Below are 16573 nucleotides of genomic sequence, written 5' to 3' on the forward strand. Positions count from 1 at the left end.
CCGCCAAGGAGCCGCCGTTCATGTCCGAGCCGCATCGCCGAAACTCGCGGGACGCCCCGGCTTTTCGCGAGCAATTGTGGACGGCGGTCACCGGCCGCGACGAACGGGCGGCGATCGGCATCGTGCTCGCGGCGGTGGATTCGGGGCTCGAACCGGAAGCGGTTCTGCTCGATGTCATCGCCGCGGTCCAGCGCCGGGTGGGTGCGGAATGGGCCGCCAACACCCTCAGTGTCGCCGACGAGCACACCGCCACCGCGATCAACGACCGGGCCGTGACGGCGCTGGCACTGCATGCGGCCGCCTCGCACCCCGCCTCGGCCGGGCGGGTCACCGTCGCGTGCGTGGACGGCGAATGGCATGCCCTTCCCGCCCGGCTGGTGACCGAAGTGCTGCGGCTGCGCGGCTGGCAGGTCGATTTCCTGGGTGCCCAGGTGCCGACCCGCCACCTGATCGCGCACCTGCACAACACCGGCCCCGACGCCGTGTTGCTGTCGTCGTCGCTGCCGACCCGCCTGCCGTCGGCGCACGGCACCATCACCGCATGCCAGGCGGCCGGAGTGCCGGTGCTCGTCGGCGGGGCGGCGTTCGGGCCGGACGGCCGCTACGCGAACCTGCTCGGCGCGGACGCCTGGGCGCCGGACGCCGCGACCGCGGCCGAGCTGCTCGCCCGGGGGCTGCGGCGGGAGCAGCAGCCGGACCGACCGCACCGGACGCTGCCGCATCTGACCGATCAGGAATTCACCATGATCGCCCGCAGCACACCGCAGTTGCTGGCGACCACCATGGCGGAGCTGGAGCATCGCTTCCCCGCGATGCGGGAGTACTCCGAATCCCAGCTGGAGCGCACCGCCGAAGATATCGCGCAGATCCTCGAATTCCTCACCACCGCACTGTATCTCGACGACGACGAGTTGTTCACCACGTTCGTCACGTGGACCGCGGGTGTGCTGAGCGCGCGTGCGGTTCCCGCGCAATCGCTGTTTCCCGTCCTCGACCTGCTGAGCGGACAACTGCAGGACTTCCCGCGGGCGCGACGGATTCTCACCGCCGCGACCGACGCCCTCACCGACACCGCGCGAATCGCCTGACCGTCGACGCCGGCCGACGACCGCGCGGCGCGCCCGAATCCTCGCCACCTTGCCGCGGAGTCCGGTTACTCCAGTTCGGCGAGGGATTCTTCGAGTCCGGTCAGCAGCCGCTGCAGATGCGGAACACTGCGGCGACAGCCGATGATGCCGAAATGCATGGCGCCACCGGAACTGATCGTCGTGATGTTGACCGCTTGGCCGTCGAGGGGAATCGAGGCCGGATAGGCGGCTTCCAGGCGCAGCCCGTTCCAGTAGCGGGGTTCGGTGGCGCCGGGGACGTTGGAGATCACGATGTTGAACGGCGGCGCGGCGGACGGCAACCGGACCGGTAGCGCCGCCGAGGCCAGCCCCGCCACATTCACCGCCGACAGCCCCAGGATCTGTAGTGGCGTCAGCCGCGACATGGTGTTCTTGGTCCGCGCCATCGACGAGTGGATGCGCGCGAGTCGCTCGGCCGGATCCGGTTCGTCGGTGGCCAGATCACACAGCGCCGCGCCCACCGAATTGCCCTCTCCCACAGCGGTTTCGGAGGTGCCGCGCAGCGAGACCGGCACCATCGCGATCAATGGCTCGTCCGGCAGCGCCTGTTCGGCGAGCAGATACCGGCGCAGCGCGCCCGCGCACATCGCCAGCACCACGTCGTTCACGGTCGCCCCCGTCCGCGCCCCGACCGCGCGCAACCGCGGCAACGGCCACGACTGCGCGGCGAATCGCCGGGCGCCGGTGATGGCGACATTGAACATGGTGTGCGGGGCCCGGAACGGGCGCGGTTCGGGATAGTCCCGCGCGATCTCGTAAGCGCCGGACAGCAATTCGGGGACGGCGGTGCCGATCCGCCCGGCCATGCGCACCGCCTCGGCCGAGCGGCGCAACAACGTAGTCGGGCCGGCGTCCGGACGACGGCGGGGCGAGCGCCACGGCGGCACGCAGTCGCGGGCATCGGGGTCGGCCGAGAGGGCCCGCTGCCAGGTGCGCACTGCCGACACACCGTCCATCAGCGCGTGATGCGTCTTGGTGTAGAGAGCCATTCGGCCGTCGGCGAGACCGTCGATGACATAGACCTCCCACAGCGGGCGATGCCGGTCCAGCAGCGATCCGTGCAGCATCGACACCAGTTCCAGCAGTTCACGCACCCGTCCGGGGGTGGGCAGCGACAGCAACCGCACGTGATAGTCGATGTCGACGTCGTCGTCGAGATCCCACTGCAGCGCGGAGAAACTCGCCAGCGACCGCGCGGGCCGGCGCCGGAACAGGGACGTGAGTTTGTCAGTGCCCGAGACCAATTCCTCGTGCAATTGCCGCGCCGATCGCGGCTCGGTGCCCGAGGGACGGAACAGGGAGAGCCCGCCGACGTGCATGGGATGTTCGCGGGATTCCAGCAGCAGGAATGCCGAGTCCAGGGGTGACATCAACGCCATCGCGATACCTCATCACGGTCGTTTCCGATCGGGCCGGGTGGCCACACCTTCCGGTGATCATCGCGGATGCGGTCGGATCAGGTGCGTGATCCGGAGTCTCACCGGGCCCGGGCGGCTCAGGCGTCGGTAATTGCCGGGAACAATCGAATCAAACATATTGACAATGTGAGAGGAGTCACTTCATTCTCTCATTAGGACACAGTGTCCGAACATAGTGACCCGGAAGGCGGCGCCGATGCCTACCGACGAACCTGCCGACTCCTCGCCGACCGATTCGGGTACCGCCGCGACCGTCCGAGACCTTCCGGTACGCGATCGAGCGCTTGACGAAAACGATTGCCCGGAAGGCGAATTCGCGGACGTAGTGGTTGTCGGAGCGCGCTGCGCGGGTTCGGCCGCCGCGATCGCCTTCGCCCGTGCGGGGCGGGGCGTCGTCGTCGTGGACGCGGCCCGATTTCCGTCCGACACGCTCTCGACCCATCTGCTCTGGCCCGCCGGCATCGCCGAAGTGGCGGCGCTGGGCGCGCTGGAGAAGGTGCTGGCGCTCGGCGCGCCACAACTGCGGGTCGCCTACGCCGGCGGCGCGGGCCAGGTGGTGCGGGCACCGTTCACCGCCGTGAACGGCATCGACTACGCGATGTGCGTGCGGCGCACCGGATTCGACGCCGCTCTGGTCGCCACCGCCCGCGCGGCCGGCGCCACGATCCACGAGTCGATGCGGGTCACCGAGCTGATCCGCGACGGCGGCCGGGTCGCCGGCGTGCGCGCGGTCGATCGCGCGGGGGCCACCCACGAGATCCGGGCGCGCCTGGTGGTCGGCGCGGACGGGCGGCGCTCCACCGTCGCGCGGCTGACCGGAGCGCTGGACCCGTACCGCAGCAAACCCAGTGGGCGGGCGTGCTACTTCGCCTACTGGCGCGACAACCGCCCGGAATGGCGGTCGACGGCGGCGCAGTGGCGGGCCGGGCAGCTGCTGGGAACCGCCTTCCCGTGCGAGGACGGGGCGGTGCTGTCACTGATCCAGCCGCCGGTCACGCACGGGCCGCGCACGCCCGGACAGACCGAGCAGCGTTACCGGGACATGGTGGCCGCGATCCCGGAACTCGCTGCGCGACTGGTCGATTGCGAACCGCTCGGGCGGGTGCGCTCGGCCACCGACATCGTCTCCTACTTCCGCCGCTCCAGCGGTCCGGGCTGGGCGCTGCCCGGCGACGCCGGCCACTTCAAGGATCCCGTCACCGCGCAAGGCATGCGCGATGCGATGCGCTACGGGCGGCTGCTCGGCGAATACGCGGCCCCGGTGCTCGACGACGCGGCCGCGCTGGACCGGGCAGTGGCCCGATGGGAGCACCAGCGCGAACAGGACTGCCTGCCCATGTACCAGTGGACCAACCGGCTCGCCCGCGGCACCGAGATGACACCGCTCGAAGTGCAGCTGTACCGCGCCGGCGCGGCCGACCCGCACCTGGCCGGCCTCGCGCTGGATGTGATGACGCGGGCGCGAACCCCCGACGAACTGCTGACCCCGGCGCGGGCGGCGAAGTTCGCGATACAGGCATTGGCGCACGCGCCGGCGGCCGCGGTGGTGGACACCGTGATTCGCGAGGTGTGCGACAACGCGCAGGACTGGCGGGAACGTCAGGCGGCGCGGTGGGGTTCGGCGTGGTCGCGGTGGCCCGCGGCGGCGCCGAAGTGAGGGACGGGCCGGCCGGCGGGCCCTCGATACTGCCGGACCTCGGTGAAAAGGCTTCGCAGGCGCAGATATTCGGGCTTCGGGATCGACGCAGGGCCGGTCCCGCTCGCTGATTCGAGGAGTGGACATGACCGGTCGGGACAATGCGGGTGGATTCGGCAGGCGGCAGTTGCTGCGAGGCGCGGCGGTCGCGGGCGCGGCTCTGGCGGCGAACGGCACCTGGGCCACGGCGGCAGCGCGGGCGAATCCGGGCCGCCGCCAGGTCGGCCCGGGACGCACGGTGGCCGTGTTCGGTGGTGGGGTCTCCGGATTGACCGCGGCGCACGAACTGGCCGAACGCGGCTACGCGGTCACGGTGTACGAGCCGACCGCGCTGGGCGGGAAGGCGCGCAGTATGAGCGTGCCCGGCACCGGGGCGGGTGGTCGCGCCGATCTGCCGGGCGAACACGGCTTCCGCTTCTTCCCGGGCTGCTACCAGCACGTGCCGGACACGATGGCGCGAATTCCGTTCCCGGGCAACGCGAACGGTGTGGCCGGAAATCTGATCCGGGTGGAATCGACGGTGGCCGGATTTCCGGATCTGCCGCCGGTGACGGTGCCGACCGAGATCGCGGGGCTGCGCGAGCTGAACCCCGAGCGCATCCGCAACTCGCTCGTCGCCGGATTCGGCTTCGTCCCGCAGCTGCCGCCGCAGGAGCTGGCGTTCTTCGGCGATCGGATGATGATGTGGTTCACCAGCTCGCCCGAACGCCGCTTCGGCGAATGGGAGTACCGATCATGGGTGGACGCGGTCGCGGCGAACGGGAAGTCGCAGGCCTATCGGGACTATCTGGCGCGCGCCCTGACCCGGATCACGGTGGCGGCGAAGTCGGAGACCAGCTCCGCGCGCACCATCGGAACCATCGGAGAGGCATTGGTTTTCGCTGGCGCCGGCATCGCGCCGCAGTATCGCGGCGGGGTGGACCGGATCCTGAACGGCCCCACCAACGAGGCGTGGATCGATCCGTGGGTGGCGCACCTGTCCGGACAGGGAGTCCGGTTCGTCACCGGCGCGGGACTGACGAGCCTGCGCCTGTCCGGTGACCGGATCAGCGGTGCGAACGTGGGCGGACGTGCGGTGCAAGCGGATTGGTACGTATGCGCGATGCCGGCCGACCGCGCGGCCGCGATCCTCGACGACGACATTCTCGCCGCGGACCCGGCGCTGGCCGGGATGCGTGAGCTGGTGCTGGACTGGATGGTCGGGGTGCAGTTCTATCTGCGCCGGCCCACCGGCGTGCCGGAAGGACATATCGCGGCACTCGGCTCGCCGTGGGCGATCACCGCACTGCGGCAGGCGCCGATGTGGCGCGGCGATTTCGCGGCCCGCTACGGCGACGGGACGGTGGTGGAATGCCTGTCCGCCGACGTGTCGGACTGGGACACCCCCGGCATCCTGTTCGGCAAACCGGCCAAACAGTGCTCGAAAGACGAAGTGGTGCAGGAAGTCTGGGCACAGCTGAAACGCTGGCTCAACACCGGCACCGGCTGGCTGCGCGACGACGACCTGCACTCGTGGTTCGTCGATTCCGGGGTACATTTCGAGGAGGGCGGCAACCGCAACGACACCCCGCTGCTGGTGAACACCGTCGGCTCCTGGGACCACCGGCCGGAGGCGCATTCGGCGATCGGCAATGTGTTCTTCTGCGGCGACCACGTGCGGACCGGCATCGACCTGGCGACCATGGAGGGTGCGTGCGAAGCGGGACGCAAGGCGGCCAACGCGGTGCTCGACGCGGCCGGTGACGCGGCGCCGCGGGCGGCGGTGTTCCCGATGTACGCGCCGCCCGAGCTCGAACCGTTCAAGCGCATCGACGCCGACCGCTATCGGGCCGGGCTGCCGCATCTACTCGATATGTGAACGGCTGCGCAGGAATTCGGCGGTCGCCGGGCTCGCGGGCAGGAACGACTCGATCGCGAGTTCGGCGACCGTGACGTTCATCGGACTGCCGAAGATGGTCATGGTGCTGATGAAATCCAGGTCGATATCCCCGCGTTCGGCGTCGTGGTGGCGCAGCCGCAGCGGGACGACGGCCTGATCCGGTTCGGGCAGGCCGGGATCGTCGCGGCCACCGGGATATTCGAGCAGTTCGGCGCGCAGCGCGGCCAGATCGGCCGAGCCGGTGGCCTCGATCTGGCGATCGACGCGTTCGAACAGATGTCCGCGCCACTGCGCGAGATTCAGGATCCGCGGCGCCAGACCCTCCGGGTGCAGGCTCAGCCGCAGCGCGTTGACCGGCGGAGTCAGCAGATCGGCGCGAACGCCGTCGAGGAACAGGGCGACACCCGAATTGGCGTCGACCATATTCCACTGCGCGTCCACGGCCAACGCCGGATACGGCTCGTAGCCGGTGAGGATCTGCCGCATCGCGGTGCGGACGGGGGCCATGGTGGGGGTATCCAATCCGGGTTCGGCGTAGACCGGGGCGTAACCGGCGGCCAGCAACATCCGATTGCGTTCGCGCAGTGGGATGTCGAGCTCCTCGCTGAGGTGCAGGATCAGCTGGCGGCTCGGCGTGGACCGGCCGGTTTCGACGAAGCTGAGGTGACGGGTCGAGGTTTCGGCGCGCCCGGCCAGTTCCAGCTGGCTGAGGCGGCGGGTGCGACGCCAGTGGCGCAGCAGATCCCCGGCAGTATGGGTCGGCACCTGCTCGATCGTATGCGGCACGGGTGGGCGTGACGATTACCTCGCGGGTCATGATCGCTGTCCGGATGCCCGGTGCGCGGCTCACGGTTAGGGTGGATTGCGTGTCGTTGGTGCAGGCTGGACTGGACCGGCTGCCCGAACGCTGGCGCGCACTGTTGCTCGCCCATCGGGAGCTGATGAAATTCGCCGTCGTCGGCGCGATCACGTGGTTCGTGGACACCGGAGTGGTGTACGCCCTCAAGCTGACCGTATTGCCGGACAAGCCGCTGACCGCGCGCGCGTTCGGCGTGCTGATCGCGACGATCGCCTCCTACATCCTGAACCGGGAATGGTCGTTCAACACCCGCGGCGGGCGCCAGCGCAGTCACGAGGCCGCGCTGTTCTTCGCCGTCAGCGCGCTCGCCGTCGGCGTGACCGTCATTCCGCAGGCGGTCGCGCTGTACGTCTTCGATATCCGGGTGCCGCATGTGAGCGCGTTCACCCAGGCGGTCTCCAACTTCATCACCGGGCAGATTCTCGGTGTCCTGCTGGCGATGGCCTTCCGATTCTGGGCGTTGCGGCGATTCGTCTTCCCCCAGGATCTGCGCGAGGCCGAACTGGAGATCCTCTGACCGCCGCAACCGCGAGGCGCCGAAACCGCAGGTGGTGACGGGCATCACGGCCGGTGCCTACAGGTGGACCTGGCGGCCCGGCCCGCCGGCGAGCCCCGATACCATGATCTCGTGCGAGCAACGGCCGACCCTTCCACGCAGCTGCGTGGTGGATGCGTCGGCGCCGCCGCGGGCACGGTGAGTATCGCCGCCCACGCCCTCGGTGGTGGCGCGGTGGCACCCGGCTCCACGGCGATCATGATGCTGATCGCCGCCAGCACCGCGATCGGCTGCCTCGCCGCACACACCCGCACCGGATTGTTCCGGCTGATGGGCCTGCTCGCGGTCGGCCAGGCGATCGGCCATCTGGCGTTGTCGACGTCCCCGCACTGCCACGAGGTGCTGATCACCGCCCCCATGCTGGTCGCGCACATCACGGCGACGGTGGTCGGGGCGGTCCTCGTCCGTGGCGCGGAAATCACACTGCGACGCGCCGTTTCGCTGATCCGCCGCGTGGTCGGCGCGGTCGCGCACAACCTCGGCGTCTCCAGCGCTCCGGTCGTCGTCTCGGTACCGGATACGGTGACCGCGCCGCGGTGGCTCGTGCTGGCCTCCGGCACCGGGCGGCGCGGTCCGCCGAGGCTCACCGGTTCGTTCGCTGCCTTGCACCGCGTACCCGCGTGGGCGTGATACCGGCACATCGGTGGACGTGTCCACTGGCTTGCCGGATCGCGGCGGGACCACGGATGACGACCAACGGCTGAGCCACCGGATGTACGGATAGCTCTCGAGAGCGTCACATCGGATCGCACAGCACGTGCAGCCGCGCCCGTGTGCGGCAACGTCCGTGAGCCAGTGACGGCACACCGCCGAGCGGCAGCCGCCGACCCGCAAGCGGCAAGCGGCAAGCGGCAAGCGGCAACTGCGGCTACCCGAATCGACCGTTATCGCACGGCACCTGGACAGCTACCGACGCTTCGCCGAAGCGGTCGCTCGAGCTGTCGGCGTATCAGTCGACGTCGGCGGGCCTGCATGCTCGGTCACGGTCATCGCTGTGGCGGTCCTGCCGTGAGCGCTGATCGCGCGCGGTGCTGTTCGGTCGGTCCTCGCCGGTTTCCGACGACGTCCTGGGCGATCGGATACGCCGGACAGGCTTGCGGGTGGCTGATTCGCGTGTGACCGCGGAGGTCGCACCGCTCGCCGCTGGGCACGCAGCAACGAACGAACACCGGTGGCGGTATACGCCGCGCACTCACCCCTACGCCGCGCAACGCGTGGTTCGAGGGTGTGACGAGCGCCGGGGCGCGGTGAGAATCCGCGACGACGTGCCGCCTGCTCGATGAAACCCCTTCTCATGCAATGGAGTTCACCAATGTCCTCTCTCCCCCACACCGGGCGTTCCCCCCTCGCCTCGAGCGCCCGCGGCCCTCGCCGTGCGGCATCCACCCAGGCCCGGCCCCACGGTGCGACACCGCCGTCCCGCCACACGGCAGGTTCCACCCGCCGGCGTCGGTCGGCGAGCCTGCTGATCACCGCCGCGGCCTCGATCCCACTGCTGCTGGCCGGCTGTTCGTCCGGCAGCACATCCACTGCCGCGGACGCCGATTCGGTCACCGTGGGTGATCAGTGGATCAAGGCCGCCAACGCGGGGATGTCGGCGGCGTTCGCGAATTTCACCAACACCAGCGGCCACGAGATCCGCATCGTCGACGCGACGAGCCCGGCGTCGGCGCGCGTGGAGATTCACGAGGTGGTCCAGTCGAACGGCGCGTCCATGATGCGTCCCAAGGCCGGCGGGCTGGCGATCCCCGCCCACGGCACCGCGAAACTGACGCCGGGTGGCGACCATCTGATGTTCATCGACCTGAAGGCCCCGCTGCGCACCGGAACGCAGACGCCGATCACGGTGAAGTTCGCCGACGGCACCAGCACCACCTTCACCGCGCAGGTGCGTGACTTCGCGGGCAATCAGGAGAATTACGCACCGACTACGGCCGCCCACGGTGGCTGAGCGGCTGTCGCGGCGCCGGTTGCTCGGCGGCAGTGCGGCCGCGGCGGGTGCGGCGGGGGTCGCGGGGCTCACCCTCGGCGCCGAACGCTGGACCCGCCGCACCGAGACCGCCGATCCGGGCACCGCACGCGAACCGTTCTACGGACCACACCAGGGCGGGGTCGCGACCGCGCCGCAGCAGCACGCGGCGTTCGTGGCCTTCGATCTGCGGCCCGGCACCGCCCGTGCCGACCTCGTGGGATTGCTGCGCATCTGGTCCGGGGACGCGGCGCGGCTCGTGGCCGGTGAGCCGACGCTGGCCGATACCGAGCCGGAGCTGGCTCACCGGCCGGCACGGTTGACCGTGACCATCGGATTCGGCCCGCGGCTGTTCACTGTGGCGGGACTGGAATCCGCGCGGCCGCACTGGCTCACGCAACTGCCCGGCTTCACCATCGACCGGCTCGACCCCGCATTCTGTGACGGGGATCTGCTGCTGCAGGTCTGCGCGGACGAGGCGACGACGGTGGCGCATGCGGTGCGGGCGCTCTCGCGCAGCGTGACCTCGCTGGTGACCGTGCGCTGGACCCAGCGCGGATTCCGCAACGCCGCTGCCGGGCAGACGATGCGCAATCTGATGGGTCAGGTCGACGGCACGGTCAACATCGCCCCCGGGGCCGATTTCGATCGGCTGGTGTGGGACGACGGCGCGACCCTGCCGTGGCTGCGGGGTGGAACGTCGATGGTGCTGCGCCGGATCGCGATGAATCTGGACACCTGGGACGAACTCGACCCCGAGGGGCGAGAACTGACCGTGGGCCGGCGCATCGCGACCGGGGCGCCGTTGACCGGAACCCGGGAAAGCGACAATCCGGATTTCGCGGCTGTGGACGCCCACGGCATCCCGGTCATTCCGCCTTCGGCGCATATCGCGCGGGCGCATCGCACCAGCGACGGCGAGCGTTTCCTGCGCCGCGGCTACAACTACGACGATGCCCCCGCGCCCGGGACCACCTCGAATTCAGGGCTGTTGTTCGCCGCCTACCAGCGCGATATCACGACGCAGTATCTGCCGGTGCAGCGTCGTCTCGCCGAATTCGACGCCCTGAACACCTGGACCACTCCCGTCGGGTCCGCGGTGTTCGTGATTCCACCGGGAATCACCGACGCGCAGGGCTATATCGGCCAGACCCTGCTGGAGGGCTGAACCGGGCACCGCAGGCACTCGATGCGGTTCGGCACCTGTTGCCGAACCGCATCGGATGTCAGTGCCACAGCACGGCCACGAACACGTTGGCGATGGCCAGCAGTCCGGCGGCGTCGACCATCCAGGCAATAGTCTTGCCACGCTTGGCATCGGCGTGCGCGATCTCGGCCAGACCGGCCACGGCGACCGCGATGACCAGTTTCACCACGATCTTGGCCATGTCGAGATTCTTGTCGAGCGAATCGATGCCGTCGGCCATGCCGACCAGAATCAGACCCGTGACGATCTGCGCCCGCGCACCCCAGAGCATCACCTGCGACACCGCCGGCCGGCCGGCGGCGTATCCGCCGATCACCGCGGCGAGTCCGAGCAGGTGGGTGACGACCACCAGGTTGTAGACCACTGTCATGGCTCACAGCGTAGATCATCGGCACCAATTCAACGACACGGCGTAGTAGGGCTTACATCCCCGCCGGGCCCCGGATATCCGCACCGCCGCAGGCATTCTCGCGGGCTCGCTCTCACGGTGACGTTGTCCTGCCGTGCGCAGGCACGGCCCCGCCCCGCGCCGATCCTCGGACGCGGGGCGGAACGGGGAGAATTATTCGACGATCAGCAGGCTGCCGCGCGGCACCATGGTGATCCCGGCGGGGTCGACCTTGCCGATCACCGGCCCGGTGCATCCCCGCCCGGCGTGGACCTCGATCACCTTGTCGGTGCTGTTGCCGACGGTGAGCTGGTAGGCGTGCGGTTCGATGCAACCGGTCGGGTTGTTGTAGATCTGCCCGTTGACGGTGACGGTGCCCTGCGCGGCCTGCGCGGCACCGGCGCCGAGCACTGCGAACGCGCCCGCCGCCGCGACGGCGGTGATGAGTCCAGCGGTGCGAATCATGAAATCCTCCAGTTTGTTTCGGCCCGACCGTCGCTCAGGTTACCGGTTCCGCCGCCCCCGGCCACAGCACCGACGCGGACCCGGCGGAAATACGCGCGTTTCACGCCGGATCGGGTCGGGTAGTCATCCTCAGGTGGCTCTCTTCGGTCGTGCCGCGGCAACGGCGCGGAATCGAGTGGGTCGGGACTGCTGGGTCGCTTGGTGATGGCTAGGAGAAGAGGGTGGCGGTTGTACTCGTGCTGCGCGCACGTGGACTGGGTGATCTTCTCACCGCGGTCCCCGCTCTTCGCGCGCTACGCCGGGCGAGGCCGCGCGATCACATCGTGCTGGCCGCACCGCACCGGCTCAAACCCATCGTCGACCTGATCACCTCGGTCGACGAGATGGTCGCCGCCGCAGACCCGCACACCATGCGCTGGGACGGCGCGGCCCCCGCCCTGGCGGTCAATCTGCAGGGCCCCGGCGCCGACGGCATCGTCGAACTCTCCCGCACCGAACCCGCCCGGCTGCTCAGCTACCGCAATGCCGCCTTTCCCGATCTCGACGGCCCCGAATGGCAAGCGGATATGCACGACATCGACCGCTGGTGTCATCTGCTGGAATCGGCCGGAATCAACGCCGACCGCCGCAATCTCGGCTTGGTGCCGCCGGTGGCCACCACCAGTCACCGCGACTGCGTAGTGGTGCACGTCGGTGCCGGAGCGCCCGCCCGCCGCTGGCCCGGTGAACGATTCGCCGCGGTGATCCGGCATCTGCTCGTACAGGGTCGCGAGGTCGTGGTGACCGGCGACGAATTCGAACGCGACCTCGCCCTCGGCATCGCCGCCCGCGCGGGGCTGTCGCACGACCAGGTACTGGCCGGGCAGCAGAATCTCATCGAACTATCGGCCACCGTCGCCGAGGCCGCGCTGGTGGTGTGCGGCGATACCGGTGTCGCACATCTGGCGACGGCATTCGGCACCCGCACCGTCGCGCTGTTCGGCCCCACCGCCCCCGGCCGCAGCGGGCCGCCGCCGCATCTGTCCGGCCGCCACATCGCGCTGTGGGCGGGCCACACCGGCGAGCGCGACGGCGACACCCCCGATCCGGGTCTGCTCCAGATCACCGTCCCGGACGTCGTGGAGGCCGTCGACACGCAACTGGACCGCCGCCGGTGGGCCGAGGCCGACCGGCGCGGAACCGCCTATCGCCGCGTCGGGTGAGCGCCCCGCCGCGGCGGCGGGCAGCGTGGTAATCGACACGAACCGCCTGACCGGACACGTTCGGGCAGTATCGTGTGCCGATGATCACCGTCCGAACGAAAATCTGCGGTATCCGTAGCGAGTCCGATCTCCGGGCCGTCGTCGCCGCTGATGCGGACGCGGCCGGATTCATTTCGGGCACGACGCATTTCAGCGAAGACGAACTCGACCCGGAATCGGCCCACCGGTTGTCACGGCTGGTGCCCTCCTCGATGGAACGCGTACTGGTCACCCATCTCACCGACGCCGGCGAGGTGTTGCGCCTCGCCGACCGGATCGGCGTCGACTGCATCCAGCTGCACGGCCTGATCTCCCACGACACCGCGCGCGCGGTCCGGCGCGGTGCGGGCGGGCGGCGGGTGATCCGCGCGGTCCACGTCACCGGCCCGGAGGCGGTCGCCGCCGCCGAGCGCGCGGCCCCCGATTGCGATGGGCTCGTGCTGGATTCGCGTTCCACCGACCGGCTGGGCGGCACCGGGCGCACCCATGACTGGTCGATCAGCGCTCGCATCGTCGAACTGTTGGACGACTCGGCATTTCCGGTGATGCTCGCCGGTGGACTCGACCCGCACAACGTCACGGCCGCGATCGACGCCGTCCGGCCGGCCTGGGTCGATGTCAACTCCGGCGTCGACGACGGCCGGGGCGACAAGGACCCGGCGACCTGTACCGAATTCGTCAGGGCGGCACGCGATGTCGCGGTGCCGATCGCTGCTCTAGCCCGGCCGCGATCAGAATGAGCAACCCCGCCGCGGCGGTCGCCGCGGTGGGCAGGCTCCGGGTGGCCACCGCTCCCACCAGCGTGGCCACGACGGCCTCGTTGAGCCCGATGACGCTGGCCGTGGCCGCGCTCAATCGCCGCAGCGCCAGCCAGTAGAGCGCGAATCCGGGTCCGAGGAGGGTGGCGCCGATCGCGGCCAGCTCGGCCGCCACCCGCCCGGACGGTGGATCGAGCACCAGCAGCGGGCTGCTCGCGATGCCGCCGAACAGCAACTGCAAGGCCGCCGAGGTGGCCGTGTGGTCCGGTCCCGAGTGCCGGGCGACCACACTGACCAGCATCGCCACACAGGCCGCACTGCCCAGCGCCAGGGCGCATCCGGTCAGGGCCGCGATCTGCGCGTCGCCGCCCGGGTGCCGCCAGGCGACCAGCCAGATCGCCGCCCCGACCAGCAGCAGTTCGGCCAGTACCGGCAGCGTGGGCGCCCGCCGGCCGCGGACCAGTGCGGCGGCGATGATGAGGACCGGCGCGGTCAGGTGCAGGGCGACCACCACCGGCAACGGCCCCATCCGCAGCGCCGCCACGTACAGCGCCAGATTGGCGGCCTCGAGCCCGCCCAGCCGGAAGTACAGCGCCGGATGAGCGGTCAGCGTCGCCCACGGGTGCTGTCCGCGCAGCCGCGCCCAGATCAGCAGCGGCACCGCTCCACCGAGGGCCACCAGGCCCGCGGTGGTGGGAGCGGCCAGCGTTGCCAGCAGGGCACTGGAGGTACCCCACAGACAGGTCACCGCGACCATGAGGACCAGCGGCCCGTTCATCGGCTCAGGCGAGCAGATAGGTGACCACCGGCATGACCAGCGCGGTGAACGCGGCGAAGACCGCGCTCGCCACGTGCCGCTTGGGTAGTCGCGGAAAGCGCGTCGCCAGACCGCAATACGTACCCACCGCGACGAGTGCCGTTCCCCAGACCACCAGCGCGCGACTGCCGACCGTGCCGAATACGGTGTCGAAACCCACCGCCAGCGCGAACACCGTCGCGCCGGCCGAGGCCGCCAGCACCAGCAACGCCTGTCCGGCAGTCGAATTCATCAGCATGCGATGACGGCCCAGCGTGGCGATCGCCTGCGGGTCGGTGCGATGGGCGCCGTCGACCCGGCAGATCTCGTCGTACACCTTGGCCGGATTCACCCGCTCGTTGATCGCCGGACGCACCTGCAACAGCGCCTCCAGCGCCTGCGTGGTGGCATAGGAGGTGACCGGGCCCTCGTCGGAGATGCGGAATCCGCCCCGGTAGATGGCCAGTGCGTCCATCTCCTGCATATCCAGCAGCGCGACGATCGCCGCCCGCACGGCCGGGTCGAAGATGGTGCGGCTGTCGGCGGCGATCACGGCCCCGACCGCCAGGTGCAAGGTGAGGTGACGCCAGGTGTCGACGAGATCGTCACGGCGGAAGATCTCGGTCTCGATATCGCACTCACCGCGGCGCAGTCCGGTCAGCAGGCGCTTGACCGCCAGCTCGCACGCGCGCTCGGCGCGCTTGTCACCGATCCGGACGATCTCCGGCCGGGCGAGCACGGCCGCGATATGCGCCGCCGCGTACATCGGCAACGTCCGGGGCTCTTGATACATCGAGGACACCAGATAGGCGATGCCGCGCGAGATGGCCTGATGGCGTTCACCGTCGAAGGCCCCGCCGCCGATCAGCGCCTCGACCGCGGCAGAGGTCGCGGTAATCGACACCCGGCCAAGGAAACCCGACATCCGCCAGCCACCGGTTTCGGAATCCTGCTGGTCCAGCAGATTTCGCACGGCACCGGCCAGGCCGGGGTCGGACTCCTCGATGTCGAGGCAGCGCAGGGCCCGGATCCGCCACGCGACATCGATCGGCGTGCGGAAGTACCATTCGTCGCCGATCGGCCGTTGCACGACCGTTGCCCGCACCAGCATGGCGACCTTTGCGGCGCGCGGGATTTCGCACCCGGCTCGATGCAGGATGCAGACCACCTCGGCGGTGTTCTGCGGATTGGGCGGCACATCGGGGATCCAGCCCCAGCCCGCACCCCCGTCGAGATGCGGTAACTGACTGCCGCGCAGCCATTCCACTGCCATCCGGATTCGCTCGTCGATGTTCGACATGGCCCTCCGCCCCCTTGATACGAAGCCCCGTAGATTTTCGTTGGGGCTGATAACCGCCAAGTTACTCGGATGGTCCGACAAGCAGCGCCGCCGTTCGGCGCCCGAATTGCCTGGTAGCGAACATATTTCGGTTCCATCTCGAGCCCCGCCGCCGGCGGTGTGCGGGACAGCGTCACGAAAGACCAAGGCCGCGCGCAGGTTTCGCGGGACGGCGCTGCGGGTGTTCACCCTCCTGGAGGGGCCCGTTATCTGGGGGCAGTCGACCCGTTGCCGGAACGCTTCCGGCCCGAATCCGAATTGCAACCCACGACGCGCCGGTACCCTGCGCTACCGGCCCGCGCGGCGCAAATCCCGTGACAGAGCTCGCCTTCCGCCGACGGCGAACCGGTACCGGAGTATGAGAGCCGAACAGTACGGCCGGGGGACGCGCGACGGGTAGCAGCGCCCGCACACTTCGCGTCATGACCACGATCAGCTCCCCCGCCCGTCGATGGCACCGGCCGTTGCTGTGGACCGCGGCGGCGATGGCGGCACTCGCGCTGTGCTGTCTGTGCGCCGCGCCGTTCGACGACCGCCGCATCCTCGGTGAGTCGGTATGGCTCAAACCCGGCAAGTTCGGCATCGCGTTCTGCCTGTACACGCTGACCCTCGCGTGGCTGCTGTCGGTGCCGCACCGCGGTGCCCGCGTGACCTGGTGGGCGGGAACCGTTTTCGCCCTCACCGGCGTCGTGGACGTGGGTTTCATCGTGGTGCAGGCGGCACGCGGCACCTTCAGCCACTTCGACACCGAAACCGATGCGGTCAATTCGATCGGCCAGATGGTGTTCGCCTCCGGCGTACCGGGCCTGTTCGTCGCGAACCTCGTCGTCGCGGTGATCCTGTGCCGGCAACGCGTCCTGGACCGTCCCACGAGC

The 16573-nt window shown here is 69.9% G+C and carries 15 protein-coding genes; 9 read left to right on the forward strand and 6 right to left on the reverse strand.

Annotation, left to right across the window (positions count from 1 at the left end; translation table 11 throughout):
- Positions 1-20 precede the first annotated feature (20 nt).
- On the forward strand, positions 21-1088 hold the full coding sequence (locus A5780_RS09655) for a B12-binding domain-containing protein (RefSeq protein ID WP_064908264.1): 1068 nt from the start codon (positions 21-23) through the stop codon (positions 1086-1088).
- A gap of 65 nt (positions 1089-1153) precedes the next feature.
- Here the strand turns inward: A5780_RS09655 and A5780_RS09660 are convergent, their stop codons facing one another.
- Positions 1154-2506, reverse strand: coding sequence for a wax ester/triacylglycerol synthase family O-acyltransferase (locus A5780_RS09660; protein ID WP_064908249.1), 1353 nt, complete (start codon positions 2504-2506; stop codon positions 1154-1156).
- A gap of 235 nt (positions 2507-2741) precedes the next feature.
- On the opposite strand from A5780_RS09660, the gene A5780_RS09665 reads away from it, so the two are divergent.
- Together A5780_RS09665 and A5780_RS09670 are read left to right on the forward strand one after the other, a co-directional pair.
- On the forward strand, positions 2742-4202 hold the full coding sequence (locus A5780_RS09665; RefSeq protein ID WP_082976370.1) for an NAD(P)/FAD-dependent oxidoreductase: 1461 nt from the start codon (positions 2742-2744) through the stop codon (positions 4200-4202).
- A gap of 124 nt (positions 4203-4326) precedes the next feature.
- Entirely contained in the window at positions 4327-6099 is a 1773-nt protein-coding gene (locus A5780_RS09670) for an FAD-dependent oxidoreductase (RefSeq protein WP_064908266.1), read from the forward strand.
- Here A5780_RS09670 and A5780_RS09675 read toward each other — a convergent pair.
- On the reverse strand, positions 6085-6885 hold the full coding sequence (locus A5780_RS09675; protein WP_030517006.1) for a helix-turn-helix domain-containing protein: 801 nt from the start codon (positions 6883-6885) through the stop codon (positions 6085-6087). The two genes, A5780_RS09670 and A5780_RS09675, sit on opposite strands and share 15 nt — an antisense overlap.
- 101 nt (positions 6886-6986) lie before the next feature.
- Between A5780_RS09675 and A5780_RS09680 the strand changes: the two genes are divergently transcribed.
- The 4 genes from A5780_RS09680 to A5780_RS09695 all read left to right on the forward strand — a co-directional run bounded on the left by A5780_RS09680 (position 6987) and on the right by A5780_RS09695 (position 10672).
- The gene (locus A5780_RS09680) at positions 6987-7496 is read left to right on the forward strand and encodes a GtrA family protein (protein WP_030517007.1); all 510 of its coding nucleotides are present in this window, start codon (positions 6987-6989) and stop codon (positions 7494-7496) included.
- A gap of 111 nt (positions 7497-7607) precedes the next feature.
- The gene (locus A5780_RS09685; RefSeq protein ID WP_063910749.1) at positions 7608-8165 is read left to right on the forward strand and encodes a hypothetical protein; all 558 of its coding nucleotides are present in this window, start codon (positions 7608-7610) and stop codon (positions 8163-8165) included.
- A 682-nt stretch (positions 8166-8847) separates the two neighbouring features.
- Complete coding sequence (locus A5780_RS09690) at positions 8848-9486, forward strand: copper chaperone PCu(A)C (RefSeq protein WP_082976371.1); 639 nt, start codon at positions 8848-8850, stop codon at positions 9484-9486.
- The gene (locus tag A5780_RS09695) at positions 9479-10672 is read left to right on the forward strand and encodes a Dyp-type peroxidase (protein WP_063013569.1); all 1194 of its coding nucleotides are present in this window, start codon (positions 9479-9481) and stop codon (positions 10670-10672) included. Before A5780_RS09690 ends, A5780_RS09695 begins: the two co-directional genes overlap by 8 nt.
- Before the next feature lie 58 nt (positions 10673-10730).
- On the opposite strand, the gene A5780_RS09700 is transcribed toward A5780_RS09695, so the two are convergent.
- Together A5780_RS09700 and A5780_RS09705 are read right to left on the reverse strand one after the other, a co-directional pair.
- Positions 10731-11081 (reverse strand): hypothetical protein, encoded by a 351-nt coding sequence (locus A5780_RS09700; RefSeq protein WP_030517011.1) that lies wholly within the window; start codon positions 11079-11081, stop codon positions 10731-10733.
- A gap of 192 nt (positions 11082-11273) precedes the next feature.
- Positions 11274-11564, reverse strand: coding sequence for a hypothetical protein (locus tag A5780_RS09705; protein WP_030517012.1), 291 nt, complete (start codon positions 11562-11564; stop codon positions 11274-11276).
- Between the two features lie 221 nt (positions 11565-11785).
- Here A5780_RS09705 and A5780_RS09710 point away from each other — a divergent pair, with 221 nt between their 5' ends.
- Together A5780_RS09710 and A5780_RS09715 are read left to right on the forward strand one after the other, a co-directional pair.
- Positions 11786-12766: a glycosyltransferase family 9 protein gene (locus A5780_RS09710; protein WP_063013567.1), complete on the forward strand. Its 981-nt coding sequence runs from the start codon at positions 11786-11788 to the stop codon at positions 12764-12766.
- Positions 12767-12846: 80 nt separating this feature from the next.
- Positions 12847-13545, forward strand: coding sequence for a phosphoribosylanthranilate isomerase (locus A5780_RS09715; RefSeq protein WP_063013565.1), 699 nt, complete (start codon positions 12847-12849; stop codon positions 13543-13545).
- Here A5780_RS09715 and A5780_RS09720 read toward each other — a convergent pair.
- Together A5780_RS09720 and A5780_RS09725 are read right to left on the reverse strand one after the other, a co-directional pair.
- Entirely contained in the window at positions 13484-14341 is an 858-nt protein-coding gene (locus tag A5780_RS09720) for a DMT family transporter (protein ID WP_063013563.1), read from the reverse strand. The genes A5780_RS09715 and A5780_RS09720 overlap by 62 nt on opposite strands.
- Before the next feature lie 4 nt (positions 14342-14345).
- Positions 14346-15659 carry a hypothetical protein gene (locus A5780_RS09725; RefSeq protein WP_064908251.1) on the reverse strand — a complete coding sequence of 438 codons (1314 nt, stop codon included), beginning with the start codon at positions 15657-15659 and terminating at the stop codon, positions 14346-14348.
- Positions 15660-16573: the final 914 nt, after the last annotated feature.

It is taken from the genome of Nocardia sp. 852002-20019_SCH5090214 (genome assembly GCF_001665865.1).
GTDB classification, from domain to species: domain Bacteria; phylum Actinomycetota; class Actinomycetes; order Mycobacteriales; family Mycobacteriaceae; genus Nocardia; species Nocardia nova.

Excerpts from the sequence above, each read along its gene's own strand:
- A5780_RS09665 (WP_082976370.1), top strand. The coding sequence starts at position 2,742 with ATGCCTACCGACGAACCTGCCGACTCCTCGCCGACCGATTCGGGTACC.
- A5780_RS09705 (WP_030517012.1), bottom strand. The coding sequence starts at position 11,564 with ATGATTCGCACCGCTGGACTCATCACCGCCGTCGCGGCGGCGGGCGCG.
- A5780_RS09700 (WP_030517011.1), bottom strand. The coding sequence starts at position 11,081 with ATGACAGTGGTCTACAACCTGGTGGTCGTCACCCACCTGCTCGGACTC.
- A5780_RS09690 (WP_082976371.1), top strand. The coding sequence starts at position 8,848 with ATGTCCTCTCTCCCCCACACCGGGCGTTCCCCCCTCGCCTCGAGCGCC.
- A5780_RS09655 (WP_064908264.1), top strand. The coding sequence starts at position 21 with ATGTCCGAGCCGCATCGCCGAAACTCGCGGGACGCCCCGGCTTTTCGC.
- A5780_RS09725 (WP_064908251.1), bottom strand. The coding sequence starts at position 15,659 with ATGTCGAACATCGACGAGCGAATCCGGATGGCAGTGGAATGGCTGCGC.
- A5780_RS09670 (WP_064908266.1), top strand. The coding sequence starts at position 4,327 with ATGACCGGTCGGGACAATGCGGGTGGATTCGGCAGGCGGCAGTTGCTG.
- A5780_RS09660 (WP_064908249.1), bottom strand. The coding sequence starts at position 2,506 with ATGGCGTTGATGTCACCCCTGGACTCGGCATTCCTGCTGCTGGAATCC.
- A5780_RS09720 (WP_063013563.1), bottom strand. The coding sequence starts at position 14,341 with ATGAACGGGCCGCTGGTCCTCATGGTCGCGGTGACCTGTCTGTGGGGT.
- A5780_RS09715 (WP_063013565.1), top strand. The coding sequence starts at position 12,847 with ATGATCACCGTCCGAACGAAAATCTGCGGTATCCGTAGCGAGTCCGAT.